Annotated in this window: 17 protein-coding genes; 13 read left to right on the forward strand and 4 right to left on the reverse strand. The window is 64.6% G+C overall.

The genetic code is table 11. The features are described 5' to 3' along the window. The first annotated feature begins 9 nt into the window (after positions 1-9). From EN745_RS05615 to EN745_RS05635, 5 genes are all read left to right on the forward strand, one after another. Positions 10-471, forward strand: a complete 462-nt coding sequence (locus EN745_RS05615) for a DUF4126 domain-containing protein (protein WP_127420740.1) — start codon at positions 10-12, stop codon at positions 469-471. Next, on the forward strand, positions 468-1,844 hold the full coding sequence (locus tag EN745_RS05620; protein ID WP_127420741.1) for an FAD-containing oxidoreductase: 1,377 nt from the start codon (positions 468-470) through the stop codon (positions 1,842-1,844). The genes EN745_RS05615 and EN745_RS05620 overlap by 4 nt, the downstream gene beginning before the upstream one ends. Positions 1,845-1,945: 101 nt before the next feature. Then, a complete protein-coding gene (locus tag EN745_RS05625) occupies positions 1,946-3,001 on the forward strand; it encodes a succinylglutamate desuccinylase/aspartoacylase family protein (RefSeq protein ID WP_127420742.1) in 1,056 nt (351 codons plus the stop codon). A 256-nt stretch (positions 3,002-3,257) separates the two neighbouring features. Further along, complete coding sequence (locus EN745_RS05630) at positions 3,258-5,447, forward strand: anthranilate synthase (protein WP_127420743.1); 2,190 nt, start codon at positions 3,258-3,260, stop codon at positions 5,445-5,447. A 5-nt stretch (positions 5,448-5,452) separates the two neighbouring features. Then, positions 5,453-6,400, forward strand: coding sequence for a cation diffusion facilitator family transporter (locus EN745_RS05635; protein WP_126058620.1), 948 nt, complete (start codon positions 5,453-5,455; stop codon positions 6,398-6,400). A gap of 149 nt (positions 6,401-6,549) precedes the next feature. Here the strand turns inward: EN745_RS05635 and EN745_RS05640 are convergent, their stop codons facing one another. Next, positions 6,550-7,632, reverse strand: coding sequence for a hypothetical protein (locus EN745_RS05640; protein WP_127420744.1), 1,083 nt, complete (start codon positions 7,630-7,632; stop codon positions 6,550-6,552). Positions 7,633-7,797: 165 nt separating this feature from the next. Here EN745_RS05640 and EN745_RS05645 point away from each other — a divergent pair, with 165 nt between their 5' ends. The 4 genes from EN745_RS05645 (at position 7,798) to EN745_RS05660 (ending at position 10,628) form a co-directional block, all read left to right on the forward strand. Further along, the gene (locus tag EN745_RS05645; protein ID WP_127420745.1) at positions 7,798-8,235 is read left to right on the forward strand and encodes a DsrE family protein; all 438 of its coding nucleotides are present in this window, start codon (positions 7,798-7,800) and stop codon (positions 8,233-8,235) included. Positions 8,236-8,316: 81 nt separating this feature from the next. Beyond that, a complete protein-coding gene (locus EN745_RS05650) occupies positions 8,317-9,105 on the forward strand; it encodes an SDR family oxidoreductase (protein WP_127420746.1) in 789 nt (262 codons plus the stop codon). A gap of 48 nt (positions 9,106-9,153) precedes the next feature. Further along, positions 9,154-9,462: a putative quinol monooxygenase gene (locus tag EN745_RS05655; protein WP_126058616.1), complete on the forward strand. Its 309-nt coding sequence runs from the start codon at positions 9,154-9,156 to the stop codon at positions 9,460-9,462. A 77-nt stretch (positions 9,463-9,539) separates the two neighbouring features. Beyond that, positions 9,540-10,628 (forward strand): AbrB family transcriptional regulator, encoded by a 1,089-nt coding sequence (locus EN745_RS05660; RefSeq protein ID WP_126058615.1) that lies wholly within the window; start codon positions 9,540-9,542, stop codon positions 10,626-10,628. Positions 10,629-10,715: 87 nt separating this feature from the next. Here EN745_RS05660 and EN745_RS05665 read toward each other — a convergent pair whose 3' ends face one another. Then, complete coding sequence (locus tag EN745_RS05665) at positions 10,716-11,492, reverse strand: esterase family protein (protein WP_127420747.1); 777 nt, start codon at positions 11,490-11,492, stop codon at positions 10,716-10,718. Positions 11,493-11,495: 3 nt separating this feature from the next. Beyond that, positions 11,496-12,662, reverse strand: a complete 1,167-nt coding sequence (locus EN745_RS05670) for an ATP-grasp domain-containing protein (RefSeq protein ID WP_127420748.1) — start codon at positions 12,660-12,662, stop codon at positions 11,496-11,498. 389 nt (positions 12,663-13,051) lie between these two features. On the opposite strand from EN745_RS05670, the gene leuA reads away from it, so the two are divergent. The 4 genes from leuA (at position 13,052) to EN745_RS05695 (ending at position 18,354) form a co-directional block, all read left to right on the forward strand. After that, positions 13,052-14,773: a 2-isopropylmalate synthase gene (gene leuA / locus EN745_RS05680; protein ID WP_126058611.1), complete on the forward strand. Its 1,722-nt coding sequence runs from the start codon at positions 13,052-13,054 to the stop codon at positions 14,771-14,773. Between the two features lie 187 nt (positions 14,774-14,960). Further along, positions 14,961-16,733 (forward strand): hypothetical protein, encoded by a 1,773-nt coding sequence (locus EN745_RS05685; protein WP_127420749.1) that lies wholly within the window; start codon positions 14,961-14,963, stop codon positions 16,731-16,733. 132 nt (positions 16,734-16,865) lie between these two features. After that, positions 16,866-17,660, forward strand: a complete 795-nt coding sequence (locus EN745_RS05690; RefSeq protein ID WP_127405365.1) for an alpha/beta fold hydrolase — start codon at positions 16,866-16,868, stop codon at positions 17,658-17,660. A 76-nt stretch (positions 17,661-17,736) separates the two neighbouring features. After that, complete coding sequence (locus EN745_RS05695) at positions 17,737-18,354, forward strand: hypothetical protein (RefSeq protein WP_126058608.1); 618 nt, start codon at positions 17,737-17,739, stop codon at positions 18,352-18,354. On the opposite strand, the gene EN745_RS05700 is transcribed toward EN745_RS05695, so the two are convergent. Continuing rightward, positions 18,344-19,155: metallophosphoesterase (locus EN745_RS05700; RefSeq protein ID WP_145991982.1), on the reverse strand; the 812-nt coding region annotated here is incomplete at its 5' end. The two genes, EN745_RS05695 and EN745_RS05700, sit on opposite strands and share 11 nt — an antisense overlap.

The raw sequence follows: 19,155 nt of genomic DNA on the forward strand, positions 1-19,155 counted from the left end.
GGGTCAATCATGCTTTATCTGCTTGCATTGCTGATCGGGGTCGTTGCCGGGCTCCGCGCCGGAACGGCACTTGCCGTCACCGCCTGGGGCGCCTGGCTCGGCTGGCTGCCGGTCGCCGGCATCTGGGCGAGTTTCATGGGGCACTGGATCGCCGTCGGCATTTCCACCATCCTGGGGGTCGTCGAGCTGATCACCGACCAGCTGCCGTCGACGCCGAGCCGCAAGGTGCCGCAGCAGTTCGGCGCCCGCGTCATCATCGGCGCCTTTTGCGGCGCGGTGCTCGGCGCGACCGGCGGCGCCACCATCGGCGGCCTGATTGCCGGCGCCATCGGCGCCGTGATCGGCACGCTCGGCGGCGCCGAGTTCCGCGGCCGACTGGCGGCGGCTTTCGGCAAGGACCCGCCCGCTGCCTTCATCGAGGACGCCGTGGCGATCATCGGCGGCCTGCTGATCGTGGCGGCCGTGGCATGACGGCCAAGGCCTTCGACGCCATCATCATCGGCGCCGGCCAGGCCGGCACGCCGCTCGCCGGCCGGCTGAACGCGGCCGGCAAGAGCGTGGCGCTGGTCGAGCGCAAGCTCGTCGGCGGCACCTGCGTCAACACCGGCTGCATCCCGACCAAGACGATGGTGGCGAGCGCCTACGCCGCCCATCTCGCGCGCCGCGCCGCCGACTATGGCGTGACCTTATCCGGCCCGGTGGGCGTCGACTACAAAGCGATCAAGGCGCGCAAGGACAAGGTGTCGGGCGCTTCCCGCACAGGGCTGGAAACCTGGATCGCCGGCATGGAGAAATGCACGCTCTACCGCGGCCATGCGCGTTTCGAGTCCGCCAACACCGTGCGCGTCGGCGACGAGCTGCTGACCGCGCCGAAGATATTCCTCAACACCGGCGGCCGCGCCGCCGTTCCCGACCTGCCCGGCGTCGAGGAGGTGCCTTACCTCACCAATTCCTCGATGATGGATCTCGACGTGCTGCCCCGCCATCTCGTCGTCGTCGGCGGCAGCTACATCTCGCTCGAATTCGCGCAGATGTTCCGCCGCTTCGGATCCGAGGTGACGGTGATCGAGAAGAGCCCGCGGCTGACCGGTCGCGAGGACGAGGACGTCTCGGCCGCCATCCTGTCGATCCTCCAGAACGAAGGCATCACGGTGCATCTCGGCGCCGACGACATCAGTTTTGCCAAGCAGGGCGGCGATGTCGCCGTCACCTTTTCCGCCGATCAGCCGCCGGCGATCGGCTCGCATGTGCTGCTGGCGCTTGGCCGCAACCCCAATACCGACGATCTCGGCCTCGACAAGGCCGGCGTCGAGGTCGACAGGCGCGGCTTCGTCATCGTCGACGACCAGTTGCGCACCGGCGTGCCCGGCATCTGGGCGATGGGCGACTGCAACGGCAAGGGCGCCTTCACCCACACCTCCTACAACGACTTCGAGATCGTCGCCGCCAACCTGCTCGACAATGATCCGCGCAAGGTCAGCGACCGCATCGAGGCCTATGCGCTCTACATCGATCCGCCGCTCGGCCGCTGCGGCATGACCGAGGCCGCGGTGAGGAAATCCGGCCGCCGCGCGCTGGTCGGCCAGCGGCCGATGACCCGCGTCGGCCGCGCCGTGGAAAAGGGCGAGACGCAGGGCTTCATGAAGATCCTGGCCGACGCCGACACCGGGGAGATCCTCGGCTGCTCGGTGCTCGGACCAGGCGGCGACGAGGTGATCCACTCGGTGCTCGACCTGATGTATGCCAAGGCGCCGATATCGACGCTGGCGCGTGCCATGCACATCCACCCCAACGTCTCCGAGCTTCTGCCGACCATAGCCCAGGAGCTGAAGCCGCTGGCCTAGTGTCGCCATCGGCGTGGTTTGCGCCCATAGCGCCTCGGCCTGGACCAATCGACAGCGCAATCGCAAAAGTGCATGGGTTCGCCTCTTTCCCGGAGGCCTCCATGCAGAAAACGATCGAACGCATCGCTGGCGAAGGCGAGGGCATTTCCTACGAATTTCCGGTGATCCGCTTCGCGGGAACGGACAAGGCGGGACCTTCGGCCTATCTGCAGGCGGCGCTCCATGCCGGCGAACTGCCGGGTGTGGTCGCCATCGACGCGCTGATGCCGATGCTCGCAAGAGCCGAGGCCGAGGGCCGCATCAGGGGCGACATCACCATCGTGCCCTGGGCCAACCCGATCGGTCGCGCCCAGTACCATTTCGGCGAACATCAGGGCCGCTTCCATCTCGGCACGCGCAACAACTTCAACCGCGGCTTTCCGCTGCTTGCCGCACCGGACGCTTCGCTCTTGCCCGATACCAGGCTCGGCACGCCCGACCAACGGCTGAAGACCAGGCTGCTGCAGCTCTCGCTCGGCCACAACATCGTGCTCGACCTGCATTGCGACGACGAGGGCCTGCCCTACCTCTACATCCACGCCAGCCTGTGGCCGGCGATGGCCGATTGCGCGGCGGCCATGGGCGTCGATGCGGTGCTGCTGTGGAACGAGGACACCGACGGCACCTTCGAGGGCGCCTCGATCATGCCTTATCAGAATGTCCCGGCGGATGTGGCGCGTTTCGACCGGCGGGTCGCCACCACGGTCGAATATCGCGGCATGCTCGACGTCGACGGCGAATTGGCCGCTTCCGATGCCGAGGGGCTCTATCGGCTGCTGGTCGCGCGCGGCGTTGTCACCGACCCCGCCTTGGCCACGCCCGGCCCCTTCACCGGCACCGTGGCGCCGCTGGAAAACATCGACATGATGCCGGCGCCGAAGGGTGGCGCGGTCGTCTATGACGTGAAGCCCGGCGACCGCGTCGCCAAGGGAGCGCGGCTCGCCAAAATCGTCCACGCCCCGGGCGAAACGGGCGGCAGCACGGAAGTGTTCGCGCCCCAGGCCGGCCTCATCCTGACGAGGCGTTCGCGCCGCATCATCCGCGCCGGCGAGGACCTGCTGAAGCTGGTTGGCGACAGGAGGAGCGACGATGCAAGGTCGGGGACGCTGGAGGACTAAGCGAGCGAGGCTTTTACCAGCCTCGTGGAATCCAGTTGCGCGGCCGACCATTCGCCGCTATGGGAATCGCCATGAACATGCGCTCGAACAAGACCATTTGGTGGTGGGCTCGCTGACAGCGGCCTGTTCGAACGCGTGCGCGTGAATAGAGAGGGTGGCCGCAACGGAATGTCCGGGCGGCCATTTGTTTTTTGAAGCCATCCCCGGGTCCGTTGCCCCAAGAAGCTGAAATAGCAAGACGCTGATGGAGACGGCAATGACGACAAGAGTTCTGGACAACGGGGCCGAGCGCTTCGTCACAGCGGGTGGCGTGGCGATCACCCGCGACCGCCAGGAGCAGCCCTATGAAGGCGCCATCGACGCCTATGTCGACGGGCTGAATTCCCGCCGCGGCGCGGTGTTTTCCTCGAATTACGAGTATCCGGGCCGCTACACGCGCTGGGACACCGCCATCATCGATCCGCCGCTGGTGATTTCCGCGCGCGGCCGCGCCATGCGCATCGAGGCGCTGAACGGACGCGGCGAAGTGCTTTTGCCGGTGATCGCCAAGGCGCTGGACGGTCTTGCCGAGGTCTCCATCGCCGAAACGTCGCCAAGGCTCATCCGCCTCGAGGTTGCCAAGCCAGGCCGCGTCTTCACCGAGGAAGAGCGCAGCCGCGTGCCTTCGGTATTCACGGTGCTGCGTGCCATCACCGCTTTGTTCAAGACCGAGGAAGACGCCAATCTAGGCCTCTACGGCGCCTTCGGCTACGATCTCGCCTTCCAGTTCGACCCGGTCGACTACAAGCTCGAGCGCAGAGAGAGCCAGCGCGATCTGGTGCTGTTCCTGCCTGACGAGATCCTGGTCGTCGACCACTATTCGACCAAGGCCTGGACCGACCGCTATGACTATTCCGGCAAGGGTTTCTCGACGGAGGGGTTGCCGCGCGACGCCGCCGTCGAGCCGTTCAGGACCGCCGACCGCATCCCGCCGCGCGGCGACCACGAGCCCGGCGAATACGCCAACCTGGTGCGCCGGGCGATGGACAGCTTCAAGCGCGGCGATCTGTTCGAGGTCGTGCCCGGCCAGATGTTCTACGAGCGCTGCGAAACCGAGCCTTCCGAGATTTCGCGCAAGCTGAAAGCGATCAACCCCTCGCCCTATTCCTTCTTCATCAACCTCGGCGAAGGCGAGTATTTGATCGGCGCCTCGCCGGAGATGTTCGTGCGCGTCAACGGCCGGCGCGTCGAGACCTGCCCGATCTCGGGCACGATCAAACGCGGCGACGACGCCATTTCGGACTCCGAGCAGATCCTGAAGCTGCTCAACTCCAAGAAGGACGAATCCGAGCTCACCATGTGCTCGGACGTTGACCGCAACGACAAATCGCGCGTCTGCGATCCGGGCTCGGTGCGTGTCATCGGCCGCCGCCAGATCGAGATGTATTCGCGCCTGATCCACACCGTCGACCATATCGAGGGGCGGCTGCGCGAAGGCATGGATGCCTTCGACGCCTTCCTGTCGCATGCCTGGGCGGTCACCGTCACCGGCGCGCCGAAGCTCTGGGCCATGCGCTTCATCGAGCAGAACGAGAAGAGCCCGCGCGCCTGGTATGGCGGGGCGATCGGCATGGTCAACTTCAACGGCGACATGAACACCGGGCTGACGCTGCGCACCATCCGCATCAAGGACGGCATCGCCGAGGTACGCGCCGGCGCCACGCTGCTCTTCGACAGCGTTCCCGAGGAAGAAGAAGCCGAAACCGAACTGAAGGCATCCGCCATGCTATCCGCCATCCGCGACGCCAAGACCGGCAATGCCGTTGGCGCCGAACGCACCGCCGCGCGCGTCGGCGACGGCATCAACATCCTCCTGGTCGACCACGAGGACTCCTTCGTCCACACGCTCGCCAATTACTTCCGCCAGACCGGCGCCAATGTTTCCACCGTGCGCACGCCCGTGCCGGAGGAGGTTTTCGAGCGGCTGAAGCCGGACCTCGTCGTGCTCTCGCCCGGCCCTGGCACGCCGAAGGACTTTGATTGCGCCGCCACGATCAAGAAGGCAAGAGCCCGCGACCTGCCGATCTCCGGCGTCTGCCTCGGCCTGCAGGCGCTGGCCGAGGCCTATGGCGGCGAGCTCCGGCAGTTGCATATACCCATGCACGGCAAGCCGTCGCGCATCCGCGTCTCGAAGCCCGGCGTCATCTTCTCCGGCCTGCCCAAGGAAGTGACTGTCGGCCGCTACCACTCGATCTTCGCCGATCCGGTGCGCCTCCCCGACGATTTCCTGGTCACCGCCGAGACCGAGGACGGCGTCATCATGGCCTTCGAGCACCGCAAGGAGCCGATCGCCGCCGTGCAGTTCCATCCGGAATCGATCATGACGCTCGGCCACAATGCCGGCATGCGCATCATCGAGAACATCGTCGCGCATCTGCCGCGCAAGGCCAAGGAAAAGGCAGCCTAGCAGCGATGGCCGCAACGGAAGACATGACGGCGGCCGCGGCAAAAGCCGCAGCCAAGCGCAAGGTCGCCAGCCTTGCCTTCTGGTCGATCGTCATCGCCTTCTTGGTGATGGGGTTGAAGTTTGTCGCCTGGCAGATGACCGGCTCGGTCGCCCTCTATTCCGACGCGCTGGAATCGATCGTCAACGTCATCACGGCGACCGCCGCTCTCTGGGCCATCCGCATCAGCCACAAACCAGCCGACAGCGACCATCCTTTCGGTCATCACAAGGCCGAATATTTTTCGGCGGTGCTCGAGGGCGTGCTGATCGTCGTGGCGGCGATGCTGATCATAGCCAAGGTGTGGCAGTCGCTGCAGAACCCGGCACTGATCGAACAGCCCTGGGAGGGCTTGATGATCAACGGCGGCGCTGCTGTGGTCAACGCCGCATGGGCCTTGGTGCTGATCCGCAACGGCCGCGCCGAACGATCGCCGGCATTGGTCGCCGACGGTCAGCACATCATGACCGACGTGCTGACCTCGGTCGGCGTCATCGTCGGCCTTGTTGCCGCGGTGATGACTGGGTGGCGGATTCTCGACCCGCTGCTTGCGCTGCTCGTGGCGCTCAACATCCTCTACCAGGGCTGGAAGCTTACCGGAGAATCGTTGAGCGGCCTCATGGACCGCGCGGTGGATACGCAGGAGCATATGCGCATCCGCGACATCATCTCGGCCAATTCGAAGGGCGCGCTGGAGGTGCACGACCTCAAGACGCGCATCGCCGGCCGCGCCACTTTCATCGAATTTCACATGGTCGTCGACGCCGGTATGACGGTGGGCGACAGTCATGTCATCTGCGACCGCATCGAGGACGCCCTGAAGGCCGAAATCCCCTCGGTCCGCGTCACCATCCACGTCGAGCCTGACGATGAGGCGAAGCTGCCCAAGGGCACGACGGCAGTGCCGTTCGCTTGATCTCGCGCAAGGTCTGTTGAGATTCAGGCCAGGCCGAGCCGAGAATGGTGGCTTGCGAGAACCGGAGCGGAGCGTACTTGAAGTACGTGAGCACCGGAAGCGCAGGAAGCCGCCGTTCGCAGGCCGGCCTCACCTGAATATCGATGGACCTAAGGTGCGCAGGCCGACTGTGGCATCGGATTCAGCCGATAGACCTTGTCGTCCGACGTCGTCTTGCCATCCGCCGCCTTCGAGCAGAGATCGACGATGGCGAGCGCGCTGTTGGGGTTGGCCAGCATCATCGTGCCGTTGGCGCCGCGTTTCAGGAAAATCTCCTTCTGCGAGACGTCGCAGGCAAAATCGCTGATCTTCGAGCTTGCCGCGCAGCGCCACTGGTCGGCCTCGCCCTGGCATAAATAGGTCTGCGTAATCTTGCCCGACTTCAGCCTGGTCGTCACCGAAACGGCGATGTCGGCGCCGTCCGGCCAGTTGGCCACATCGCCGCCTGAAGCGTAGGAGGCTAGCTCGACCGGCCCGCGGAAAACCCGGATCGACTGCGTCACCTGGTCGGGGTGCGACTTCAGATGCGCGGCGTCGTAGTCGCGGCCATAGCAGAACGCCTGGTCGGGCTTCAGCCGCTCCCGCAACGGCGCGCCGAGCGCCGGATCGATCGGATCGATGCGCGCGAATTCCGCCTTACAGGTGGCGGCCGGCATCGGGTCGAGGCGGAAATTGTCGTCCTCGCTGCCCAGCGCCTGCTTGTTGTACTGAGCCGTGCCGAGTTCCTCCTCCGCGCCGGCATCGAGATAGACATCGGGCTGTACGTTGGAGACGATCAGCCGGCCTTTGTCGTCGACCTTGAGTGAAGCGAGCGTGCGGTCGCATTCCATGCCGCAATGGATCGGGCCGCTCTTGCCGTCCTCGGATTGACGATTGCACCAGCCGGCTGCCCATTCCGGCTTCTTGGTGCCGCGCACCGTGGTGGTGAGAAAGCCATCATAGGCGGCGCCGCCAATCGTGCTCGGCTCCTCGTTCGGCCGGCTGACCGGATCGTGGCCATAGTAGAAGAAGATGCGCGCCACCTTCTGCTTTGGATGCGCCTTGAGGTGCGCCGCGTCGTAGACGCGTCCGAAACAGGCATCGGCGCCGTTGGGGCTGAGTTCCGTCAGCTTGGGAGTGTCATCGGCAAGAGCCGCGCCGACAACGAACAATGCAGCGCCAAGCGCCGCGCCCACCGCTATCCTCGACGTCATGTGACCCTCCTCCCATCGACAGGACGTGACTGCGATTCATGCTAGTCTAGGAGCAGTTCCGGGAAAAGCGTGTAACGGTTTTCCATAGGGAATTGCGTAGAAACAAATAGTTAGCGAGGCCGGGGCCACGCAGGACCATAGTGCCCGGCTGGTGGAGGAAGAGCGATGCTGCGCCGAGATATTTTCCGTGCCGGTCTTGCCGGGGCCGCCGGCCTTTTCGGACTGCGCCAGGTCAAGGCGGCTGTCGCGGAGGAGGAAAGGCTGAAGGTCGCCTATCACCTCAGCGACGTCGACAAGGCCAATTTCGTCCTCGGCAACATCAAGAACCATTACGAAGGCACCGGCGGCAATGTCGACATCGTGCTTGTCGTGCATGGCCCGGCCCTTGCGGCCTTTAAGACCAAGGCCGCATCCGGCGCTACGTCCAGCCGGTTTGCCGGGCTGGTCCAGAAGGGGCTGGTTCCGCAAGCCTGCGGCAACACCATGCATGGCATGGACATCACGCTTGCCGACCTGCTCGCCGGCTTCCAGGTCGCCGACAAGGGCGGCGTCGTCAAGCTCGCCGAACTGCAGCGGCAGGGCTATGTCTATCTCAGGCCCTAGAGTCCCGGGGTTACGACCGGGGGCTTGAATACCGGGGCGGCAAGGTCCTACGAAGGACGGGCGAAAATTCGGAGGATCGAAATGCCGGCGACCGCTAGCTCTGCCCTTGTCATCCCGGATCTCGCAGATAAAGCGGTGGTGGTCACCGGGGCTTCGACCGGCATCGGCGCCGCCCTTGCACTGGCCTATGCGAAGCAGAAATGCCGCGTCGCGCTCCACTACAATGCGAGCCGCGAGGCCGCCGAGAGGCTCGCCAGCATCATCCGCGACCGCGGCGGCGAGGTCTTCCTCACCCAGGGCGACTTCTCAAAGCCCACCGACGTTGAGCGTGTCGTCGAGGAAAGCGCCGAGCATTTCGGCCGCCTCGACGGTCTCGTCAACAATGCCGGCGGCATGCTCGGCCGGGTTGCCTATGCCGACCAGACCGAAGCGCATTACGACGCGGTGATGGACCTTAATGCGCGATCCGTGCTGACCGCCTCGCGCAAGGCGATACCGTGGCTGAAGCGCCAGGGCGGCTTCATCGTCAACACCTCCTCGATCGCTGCCCGCAACGGCGCCGGCGGCGGCGCCGGCCTCTATGGCTCGGCCAAGGCCTTCGTCTCCAACGTGACGCGCGGCATGGCCAAGGAGTTGATCGGCTTCGGCATCCGCGTCAACGCCGTGGCCCCCGGCACCATCCTGACGCCCTTTCACGAGCGCTATTCGACCGAGGAGCAGATCAAGGGCATGGTCGCTACCATTCCGCAGGGCCGCGCCGGCACCGCCGAGGATTGCGTCGGCGCCTATCTGTTCCTGTCATCCGACCTCATGAGCGGCTACATCACCGGCCAGGTGATCGAGGTGAATGGCGGCCAGTTGATGCCGTGAGGCGCCGACTGCATACTCTTGTCGCGCAACCGGAGGGAGATACAAGGAATGTACGGACTGATCGGCAAGATGCGGGCGGCGCGCGGCCAGCGCGACGCGGTCATGGACGTGTTGCGCGAGAGCACCGTCGCGCTCCCCGGCTGCCTGAGCTACATCATTGCCACCGACCCGGCCGACGCCGACGCCATCTGGGTCACCGAAGTATGGACCGATCAGGCGAGCCACAAGACGTCATTGCAATTGCCCGAAGTCCAGGCGGCGATCGCCAAGGCGCGCCCCTTCATCGCCGGCTTCGAATTCCAGGTCGAGACCCATCCGGTCGGCGGCTTCGGCCTGCCCGCCGGCAACACAGGCTGACGCTGGAGCAACGCAAATCAGGACTTTTGCGCGGGAAATGGGTTCGCATTTGTCCCCGCCCGGTCTAAGAGCCGGATATGGACTCCTCGCCGGAACAACCACCCGTTGATCGCATGGCGCGACTCCGTCCGCCGCGGCAATGGCTGGTGCTGCTGGCGTTCTCGCTGCTGTTCGCCAGCGCGCTGGAAGCCGCCGCTCTGCCGGCGGCGCTGCTGATCGGACCGATGCTGGCGGCGATCCTCGCCGGAACCAACGGCGCCACGGTGCGCGTGCCCCGCCCCCTGTTCGGCTCGGCGCAAGCCGTCGTCGGCTGCCTCGTTGCCGCTTCCATCTCCGCCGACATATTCCCCGTCTTCTACAAGGAATGGCCGCTTTTCCTCGGCGCCGTCATTGCGACCGTCGCCGCCTCCAGCCTGCTTGGCTGGCTGATCAGCCGCTGGCGCATATTGCCCGGCACCACAGCCGTCTGGGGCTCGTCGCCGGGAGCGGCCACCGCCATGGTGCTAATGGCGGGCGCCTTTGGCGCCGACCAGCGGCTCGTCGCCTTCATGCAGTATCTGCGCGTCATCTTCGTCTCGATGACCGCCGCCTTGATCGCCCGCATGTGGGTCGACACTTCGGGCGTCGAACCCCCGGCCATCGTCTGGTTTCCGCCGATCGAATGGATGGCCTTTGCCGCGATGCTCGCTGTGGCGCTTGTCGGCGCCCTGCTCGGCCGGCTTTGCCGGCTGCCGTCGCCGTTCTTCCTCGGCACCTTCATCTTCGGCACCATTGTCCATCTCGGCTTCGGCGTGGAGATGCAATTGCCGCAATGGCTGCTGGCCGTCAGCTACGCCCTGATCGGCTGGTCGATCGGCCTGAACTTCACCCGGCCGATCCTGCGCCACGCGACCCGCGCATTGCCGCAGATCATCGCCTCGATCGTGGCGCTGATCGCCTTTTGCGGCGGCATGGCATTCGTCATCAGTCGCGTGCTCGGCATCGATCCGCTCACCGCCTATCTGGCGACGAGCCCCGGCGGCATGGACAGCGTCGCCATCATCGCCGCGGCGGCGCAGAACGTCGACATCTCCTTCGTCATGGCGCTGCAGTCAGCCCGCTTCCTCGTGGTGCTGCTCGTCGGTCCGAGCGTGGCGCGGCTGGTGGCGAGAAGCATCAAGGAATAGGGCAAAGCGCCCGAACCTGTCTGGAAAGGGCCTTGTGCCGCCGGCATCGGCAAGCTTCGCAAAACCGCGGACCGGGTCGGTTGCGGTTCAATCCAGCCGCTTCATCAGATCCTCGTCCAGCCAGCGGCCGAAGAAATACACCAGTTGCTTGTGCCACCATGGCCAGTCATGGCTGACGTCGCCGCCCCAATAGTCGACCCACGCCGGAATCGACTTGTCGCGCAACACCTGTTCCAGTTCGCGCGTTTCGACCAGCATGCGCTCTTCCCAGGCGCCCTGCCCGCAGCAGAAGATCAGCCTCAGCGCCCTCAACCGTCCGAGCAGCTTCTGGTCCACGATGCCAGGCAGGTAGTCGAGCGGCGAGTTGAAGAAGATGCTGCCCTCGAGCGTCCGGCCAAAGAAATCGCGGGTCGAATAGACGCCGGACAGCGCAATGACGCCGCTGGCCAGCTCCGGAAAGCGGAAGACGAAGTTCGACGAATGATAGCCGCCCATCGAACAGCCCGAGAACAGCGGCTTCAGATTGCGCCCCCCATTGGCCTTGGCGGCCACCGACTGCAGTTCCGGCAGTGCTTCCTCGCGCACATAGCGGAAATAGGCTTCATGGCGCGCGATGCGCTGCGCAGGATCGCCATGCTTGTCGAAGAAGGATTCGGAATCGATGCCGTCGAGCGTGAACAACTGGATGCGGCCGGTATCGATGAAGTCGGCCAGCGCCCCCACCCCGCCGGAATCCTCGAACTGGTAGAAGCGCCCTTGCGAGGTCGGGAACACCACCACCGGCCGGCCGGCATGGCCGTAGCGCTTGTACTCCATGTCGCGGCCGAGATTGCGGGCAAACCCCTTGTGATAGGAGACATCCATCGCTCAGGCCTTTTCCGCGTGGATGTAGTCGACCGCCTGGCGCAGCGCCTTCTGGTCCCTCGAGCGCATCTGATAGGCGTAATTCCCCATGGCGCGGCTGAAAACCTCTTCGATGGCCTGGTGGTGGACAATCTTGTCGCCGTGGGCGGCTAGCACGTCCTCATGGCTGTGCAAATAGTGGAGGTGGCGTTTGCGGCTGGCATAGGCGGTGAAATACTTGCCTTCGTAGGGTCCGCCGGCGGCGTCCTTGACCACCATGTCGGCCCATGCCGCATAGACGTCGATGTCGAACGTGTAGTTGATGGCATCCGTCATCCAGGCTCCGGGCGGGCGCATGTTAACCTCGAGCGCGATGACGCGCTTGTCCTTGGTCTCGAACAGCTCGATGTGGAAGAACCGCTCGCGCACGTCGAACGCCTTGAGAATCTTGCGGCCCGCCTCTTCCACCGCCGGGCTGATTTCGGGAAAGCAGGTGTAGCTCATGTGGCGGTCGCGGTTGACCACCTCCATGACGCTCTGGTCGTAGCGGTGGCTCGCCGCCAGCACCACCTCGCCGTCGCGGTTGACCAGACCGTCGAACGTCACCACCAGCCCCTCGATGAATTGCTCCATGACGAAGGTCACGCCCTCCGGCTTGTCCCGGAAGAACTGGTCGAGCTCCTTCGCATTGGAGATCTTGAACGTGTTCGAGGCGCCCGAGCCGGAATCAGGCTTCACCACCACCGGATAGCCGACGCGGCGGATGAAGGTCATGGCGCCCGCCCGATCGGAACATTTGCGCTGCGGAATGGTCTCGACGCCGCTCTTGCGGAAGAAGGCGCGCATGCGGCTCTTGCGCTTCAGGTTCTTAACGAAATCGAGCTTGGTGCCGAAGACGTTGAAGTCGGTGCGGATGTTGGCTTCCAGCTCCAGCCAATGCTCGTTGAGCGACTCGAAACGGTCGATGCGCCCCCATTTGTGGATGAAATGGCCCATCGCCCGGAATACCGGCTCGTAGTCCTCCATGTCGGCCACGCGGTAATATTCCGACAGCGCCGCCTTCAGTTTTCCGCTCAGCGCCTCATAAGGCGCATCGCCGATGCCTAGCACGGTGGCGCCGGCCTTCTTCAGCCGATCGCAGAAGTCGGCGCCGTTGGCCGGAAAATGCGGCGAGAAGTACACAAAATTCATGGATGGGCCTCCCCAGGCGTCGCTGCCTCGTCGGCGAGTTTGGCGCATTTGCCGGACGTGGGGAAGAGCCTGGCCGCGCCGGCACTTGCCTCTCGAATGCCGCTCCTGTATGAGAACCGCCATGAACACGCGCGCCTCCTCCGCCGCTTCCCGTCCGACCGGCTTTGCCGGCGAGACCGTGCGCGCGCTTGCTTCCACTCTGCTTCTTCTCGGCCTTATCGGCGATCGCCGGGTTCGCTGAAGGAGCGCCCGGCGGTCGAAATCGCCGCTTACGCGCACGCTCCTTGGCCAGTTGGCAAGTCACATCAAGCGAACGAAACTTTGGTAAAGGCGCCGCTCGGCACCAATCCGTCTGAAGGCGGATCCGCGAGCCGCCGGGAGAGATGACGATGAACGCACGAGAAGACATTCAGGCTGACCATGCCGAGAAGGGCATGTCGGACGCCGCTCGCAAATACCAGCCCTACCCGACCGTCGGCCTCACCGATCGCACCTGGCCGTCAAAGGTCATCGACAAGGCGCCGATCTGGTGCTCGGTCGACCTGCGCGACGGCAACCAGGCGCTGATCGACCCGATGGGCCACGAGCGCAAGGCGCGCATGTTCGCGCTGCTGCTCGACATGGGCTTCAAGGAGATCGAGATCGGTTTCCCCTCGGCCTCGCAAACCGATTTCGATTTCGCCCGCTGGTGCATCGAGGAAGGCAACGTGCCGGCCGATGTCTCGCTGCAGGTGCTGGTGCAGTGCCGTCCCGAATTGATTACCCGCACCTTCGAGGCGCTGAAGGGCGCAACCAACCCGATCGTGCATTTCTACAACTCGACCAGCGAATTGCAGCGCCGCGTCGTCTTCGAGAAGGACGTCGCCGGCATCAAGCGCATCGCCACTGACGCCGCCAAGATGATCACCGACATGGCTGCCAAGGCGGGCGGCGGCTATCGCTTCGAATATTCGCCGGAGAGCTTCACCGGCACCGAGCTCGAGGTGGCTCTGGAGATCTGCAATGCCGTGACCGAGATCGTGAAGCCGACGGCCGACAACAAGCTGATCATAAACCTGCCGTCGACGGTCGAGATGTCGACGCCCAACATCTATGCCGACCGCATCGAGTGGATGTGCCGCAACCTCGACAACCGCGAGAACCTGATCATCTCGCTGCACCCGCACAATGACCGCGGCACCGGCATTGCCACCACCGAGCTCGGCCTGATGGCCGGCGCCGACCGCGTCGAGGGCACGCTGTTTGGCAATGGTGAGCGCACCGGCAATGTCGACATCGTCACGCTGGCGCTCAACATGTACACGCAAGGCGTCGATCCCGAGCTGGATTGTTCCGACATCAACCGGATGAAGGACGTCTATGAATATTCGAACCAGCTGAAAATCCCGGAACGCCACCCATACGTCGGTGAACTGGTCTACACCGCCTTCTCCGGCTCGCACCAGGACGCCATCAACAAGGGCATGAAGGCGCTGAAGAAGGCCAACACGCCGCTCTGGGAAGTGCCCTATCTGCCGATCGATCCGGCCGACGTCGGCCGCACCTACGAGGCGATCATCCGCATCAACTCGCAGTCCGGCAAAGGCGGCATCGCCTATGTGCTGCAGGCCGACTACGGCCTCAATCTGCCGCGCAACCTGCAGATCGAGTTCAGCCAGGCTATCCAGGCAATCACCGACGCCGAAGGCAAGGAGGTGCCCGCCAAGCGGATCCATGAGCGCTTCCTCGAGACCTATGTCGACCAGCCCAGCGCCCGGCTGGAATTCATCGATCACCACACCTATCCCGACACCGAGGTGAAGGGCCGCCGCGTGATCGAGGCGGTGATCCTCGACAAGGGCAAGGAAATGACCATCACCGGCACCGGCACCGGCCCGATCGATGGTTTCGTCGATGCGCTGTCGCGGCATGTTGGCGTCGCGATGTCGGTGCTCGACTATTCCGAACATTCGCTGCAGCGCGGCTCGAATGCCTCCGCCATCTCCTATGTCGAGATGGAGTATCCCGGCGGCAAGCTGTTCGGCGCCGGCATCAATACCAACATCGTCGCCGCCTCGCTGGAAGCGGTGGTTTCGGCCGCCAACCGCATCGTCGGCCGCAACGCCGGCTGATCAATGCTTACCCGGAGCGCCGCACGTCCGCGGCGCTCCGCACGCATTGCGATACCGGCTTTCGCGCGTTAACCATGGGCAATTATCCGGTGGCTTACGCGATCGCATAACACAACTATGCTTGTGCGGCAGTGCCATCGCTATATGATCGCGCCCTAACCTGTGCCGACTTCGAGAGGATCGACACTTGCAGCATGCCCCGCCTGCCGCCCCCGCAGTGCGCGAGACACTTGAGCGACTGCTCGCCAGCGAAACATTCGGACGCTCGGAGCGTGCCCGAAAGCTGCTCCGCTACCTGGTCGAGCGCGAGCAGGCCGGCGAAGCCGACCGGCTCAAGGGCTTCTCCATCGCCATGGATGTCTTCGGCAGGGACGGCGATTTCGATCCGTCGACCGATGCCGTGGTCCGGGTCCAGGCGGGCAGGCTGCGCGAGCTCCTGCAGCAATATTTCGCCAATGAAGGCGTTGCCGAACCGGTGCGTATCGCCATCCCGCGCGGCGGCTATGTTCCATCCTATGAGCTGAACGCAATTCGCCTGCCTGTCGGCGAGGAGCCGGCGGCGGGCGTGGCGCGTGCCATCGTGGCGCCCGGCTTGCCAGAGGAGCCCGCTCCCGCACAGTCCGCGCCGCCGATGTCGCCGCCCGCTTCTCAGGCTCATGGCCCGTCGCTGACCCGCCACCTGAGGTTCTTCTGGGGCGCGATCGCTGTCGTCATCGCCATGCTGGGCGTGCTCATCCTTCGCCAGGGCGGCGATGCCTTGCTCGGCGGCGGGGATGCAGCCTCGGTGGTCGAAACAGCGGCGACAGGTAGCATCGCGTCTTCACCGGTGGAGACCTTGCCTTTGATCTACATCGCCACAAAGGCGAGCGGTCCCGAGGCGGCGCGCGTGGCTGCCTCGCTGCGCACCGGCCTTGCCGGTTTCGACACGATAGACTTCATCGGGCGCGACGCTGACGGCACGCATGATCCGGCCGCCGACGCCACCAGCTTTGTATTCGGCATCTTGCCTGGACCCGCGCCAAGCGATGTCACGATCGAACTGCAGAATGTCGCCACCGGCCGGGTGCTCCTGTCACGCAACCTGACGGCCGAGGACAGTGCGCCCGACGCGGTCGAGGACAGCATCGCCAACATATTGACCTCGACCATTCCGGCCTCCGGACCGATCTACGGCTATATCGAGCAAAGCGGCATCGGCACTGGCCTGACGCAGTGCCTGGTGCTCAACGACAGATACTATCTCGATCAAAGCGCAGCGACGCACGAGGCTGCCTATCGCTGCCTCGAGAAACTGGCCAACCAAGGTGCGAAATCGTCGCTTGTCTATTCCGAACTCGCGTCCCTGCATCTCGAGGCCGTCACCGATCACTACGCCTATCCTTCCGGCGCGACGATCGAACAGGCGATGTCGTTTGCCCATCGTTCCGTGCAGATCGGGCCGACCAGCCCCTATGCGCATCGCGCCTATGGCTATCTCAATTCGCGCCTCGGCAATACGGACGAAGCGATCCGCTGGATGCGCAAGGCGCACGAGCTCAATCCCTACGATCTCGGTATGGCCGCAGCCTACGGCTATGGGCTGATCTTCGCCGGCAAGTACAGCGAAGGCACCCCTATCATTGCACACGCCGTCGAGACCTTCAGTGGCCACCCGACATGGTGGGACTACGGCCTGTTTGTCGGCGCGTTCATGCTGGGGGATGCGAGGCAGGCCGCCATTGCCAGTGAATCGTTGCGCACCACGGCCACCAAGTCTCATTATCTGGCCGCGCGCCTGATCGGCGCCAAGATTGCCGGCCGCGGCCAGTTGGCCGGCCAGTTGACCGATGAACTCGTCGCCAAATTCCCGAAATTCGCCGCCGATCCGCGCGCGACCTTCGTCGACCGCAAATACCCCGCCGATCTCACCGACAGGTTGGTCCAAGCTTTGCATGCAGCAGGCCTTGGTAGCGCCAGCTGAATTGTACTAGAACGGCGCGGCTGATCGCAAAAAATTTACTGGCCGTTGCTCTAGACAAAGAGCAATCGAGCCACAATTTGACTACGGGGGCGCCCGTTCGGTCGCTGGGGCTTGGAAAACTCATAAACTTTCATGGATTCTTCCGTTTATGCCGCCGAACGGGGCGCCGGCTCGAAGGTTGTCGTTTTCCTGCACGGTTTTGGCGGGTGCCATGATGTCTGGCGCCAGGTGATCTCGACGCTATCTCCCGGAATGCGGACGATTGCCTACGACCTTCCCGGCCACGGGCATTCTCTCAGTGTCCCCGGCACATCGGCGCGCTCCGCCGCCAAAGCCATTCTCGCCGACCTGGCGACACGCGGAAGGAAGAAAGTGCATCTCGTCGGCCATTCGATGGGTGGCGCGGTCGCGACCCTGATGGCGTTGAGCGAGCCCGAAAGGGTAGCCTCGCTGACGCTTCTGGCGCCGGGCGGTTTCGGACCGGAGATCAACGGGCCGCTATTGCGCCGCTATGCGGCGGCGGCCGGCAGAAACGAGGTTCGTACCTGTTTGGCCGCCATGTCCGGACCAGGGGAACAGCCGCCGGAAGACATCGTGGATACGCTTGCCGAGATGCGCGAACGCCCCGGTCAGGTGCAGAAGCTTGTCGAGATCGCCGCCGTCATGACCAGGGATGATCGGCAAGGCGCCATTCCGCGCGAACAGTTGGGCACGCTCGCCATGCCGGTGATGGTGGTCTGGGGCACGGACGACGCCATGCTGCCGGTTGCCCAGGCAGACGACTTGCCGGCGCATTTTCACCTGCATCATGTTCTGGAAGCCGGCCATATGCTGGTCGAGGAAGCATCCGATCTGGTCGCTTCCGCCGTGCGTCGTAACATGAGTCGGCGCCGTCGACGCTCGTCCGCGCGTGACCGGGCGGTATAGCTGATCCACCATCTCACCAGTGCATTTTGTCGGCGACTGTGTTAACCCGCTGTTAACCAACACGAGGCAGCCGCCGATGAAGGACGCAGGCGAGAAACCCACCCCGATCGAGGCGTCGCGCAAGCTGTCCGATGCCATTCGCGACGTGAAGAACGCTTTCGCTGATCGCGACGATGTCGTCGTCGACATGCGCGAGGCGCACCGTATGCGACTGGATCTGCTTGCCGCTGAGCTCGCCCCTGTCTTTGCCGAGGTGCCCACCGACATGGACAATTTCGACTTCGCGGTCTCGTCCGGCCTGCAGCCGCGCCTGTGGATCGATGCCGTCTGCCACGTCGCCATGGGACGCGACCGCCGCACCTATCGCTTCCTCAGGGACACGCGCATCGGGCGCGTGGTGCTCGCCGAATCGAGCGACATGAAGGTCGTCGCCGATTCTGTGACGCGCTATGTGGCCGAACGTGTGATCGAGCGCCAGAGGATGATGGAAGGCGGGGTCGAGCATCCCGTTCCCGGCATGCATCGGGCATCGGTGAGAGAAGCCGAACCGCCCTTGCGGGCGACCCGGCGCGGCAAGGCCTGGTCAGCCGTCCTCTCCGGTTTGGGTCTGATCGCCGCCGGCGCGCTTGTTGGGCTTGCCGTGTCGCTGGTGCTGTTCTGGGATCGCCTCGCGGCCATCAAGGTCAGCTTCTGACCAGTTGGCGAGGTGCCTCGGCATCGGCCACCAGTTCAAGCACCTGCAGGTCCGAAGGCGGCATCGCCGGGCCGGTCAGACCGCGCCGCGTCAAACGGACCTGCCAGTCGCCTCTTTCGCCGTCGATATCGATGAGGTTGTATTGCGCCGCCTGGTGCCTGCCACCGAGCCCCTGCCCGGCCGCTGCGACGCCGACGACAGGGATCTTTTGGCCGCGCCGGCCGATGAAGAACAGCGTCGGGTCATGCGAATGACCGTGCAGAACGAGCTCGGCGCCATGCCGGTTTGCAGTCCGCTGGAAGAGCTCGATGCCGAATAGCCGCTTGTATTGGGAAACCGCCCCGCGCACCGGCGGATGATGGATCATGATCACCCGAAACAGACCGCTGCCGGCCGTTGCGTCCAGGATTTTGCCGAGTCGTCGCGCCTGGCCTGCCCTGAAAAAGCCGTTGGCCATGAAAGGAGCGGTGGCGCGCGCCGTCGAGACGCCAATCAGCGCGACATTGCCGCGCACGCGCAGATAGGGAAAGGCGTTGCGGTCGACCGGCCCGCTGACGCCGTCGCCTGTCATCCAGGCCGCCCATGATCGGCAGACCTTGTCGAAGGCGCCCGGTACATAGGCATCGTGGTTTCCGGGGACGACCGACACGTCATCGGGCGAGCCCAGCGTCTCCAGCCAGTGCCTGGCCATCTCGATCTCGCCGTCGAGCGCCAGATTGACCAGATCGCCGGTGACGGCGAGATGGTCCGGTTGGCTGGCTTTGAGATCTGCGACGATGCTGTCGATGACCGCATCATGCA

The organism is Mesorhizobium sp. M4A.F.Ca.ET.022.05.2.1 (genome assembly GCF_003998845.1).
In the GTDB taxonomy this organism is placed as follows: Bacteria; Pseudomonadota; Alphaproteobacteria; order Rhizobiales; family Rhizobiaceae; genus Mesorhizobium.

What these genes read in the sequence shown, in the direction of transcription:
- EN745_RS05660 (WP_126058615.1), top strand. Translation starts at nt 9,540, where the DNA reads ATGGACTCCTCGCCGGAACAACCACCCGTTGATCGCATGGCGCGACTC.
- EN745_RS05690 (WP_127405365.1), top strand. Translation starts at nt 16,866, where the DNA reads ATGGATTCTTCCGTTTATGCCGCCGAACGGGGCGCCGGCTCGAAGGTT.
- EN745_RS05645 (WP_127420745.1), top strand. Translation starts at nt 7,798, where the DNA reads ATGCTGCGCCGAGATATTTTCCGTGCCGGTCTTGCCGGGGCCGCCGGC.
- EN745_RS05640 (WP_127420744.1), bottom strand. Translation starts at nt 7,632, where the DNA reads ATGACGTCGAGGATAGCGGTGGGCGCGGCGCTTGGCGCTGCATTGTTC.
- EN745_RS05630 (WP_127420743.1), top strand. Translation starts at nt 3,258, where the DNA reads ATGACGACAAGAGTTCTGGACAACGGGGCCGAGCGCTTCGTCACAGCG.
- EN745_RS05620 (WP_127420741.1), top strand. Translation starts at nt 468, where the DNA reads ATGACGGCCAAGGCCTTCGACGCCATCATCATCGGCGCCGGCCAGGCC.
- EN745_RS05655 (WP_126058616.1), top strand. Translation starts at nt 9,154, where the DNA reads ATGTACGGACTGATCGGCAAGATGCGGGCGGCGCGCGGCCAGCGCGAC.
- EN745_RS05615 (WP_127420740.1), top strand. Translation starts at nt 10, where the DNA reads ATGCTTTATCTGCTTGCATTGCTGATCGGGGTCGTTGCCGGGCTCCGC.
- EN745_RS05670 (WP_127420748.1), bottom strand. Translation starts at nt 12,662, where the DNA reads ATGAATTTTGTGTACTTCTCGCCGCATTTTCCGGCCAACGGCGCCGAC.
- leuA (WP_126058611.1), top strand. Translation starts at nt 13,052, where the DNA reads ATGAACGCACGAGAAGACATTCAGGCTGACCATGCCGAGAAGGGCATG.
- EN745_RS05625 (WP_127420742.1), top strand. Translation starts at nt 1,946, where the DNA reads ATGCAGAAAACGATCGAACGCATCGCTGGCGAAGGCGAGGGCATTTCC.
- EN745_RS05650 (WP_127420746.1), top strand. Translation starts at nt 8,317, where the DNA reads ATGCCGGCGACCGCTAGCTCTGCCCTTGTCATCCCGGATCTCGCAGAT.
- EN745_RS05665 (WP_127420747.1), bottom strand. Translation starts at nt 11,492, where the DNA reads ATGGATGTCTCCTATCACAAGGGGTTTGCCCGCAATCTCGGCCGCGAC.
- EN745_RS05635 (WP_126058620.1), top strand. Translation starts at nt 5,453, where the DNA reads ATGGCCGCAACGGAAGACATGACGGCGGCCGCGGCAAAAGCCGCAGCC.
- EN745_RS05695 (WP_126058608.1), top strand. Translation starts at nt 17,737, where the DNA reads ATGAAGGACGCAGGCGAGAAACCCACCCCGATCGAGGCGTCGCGCAAG.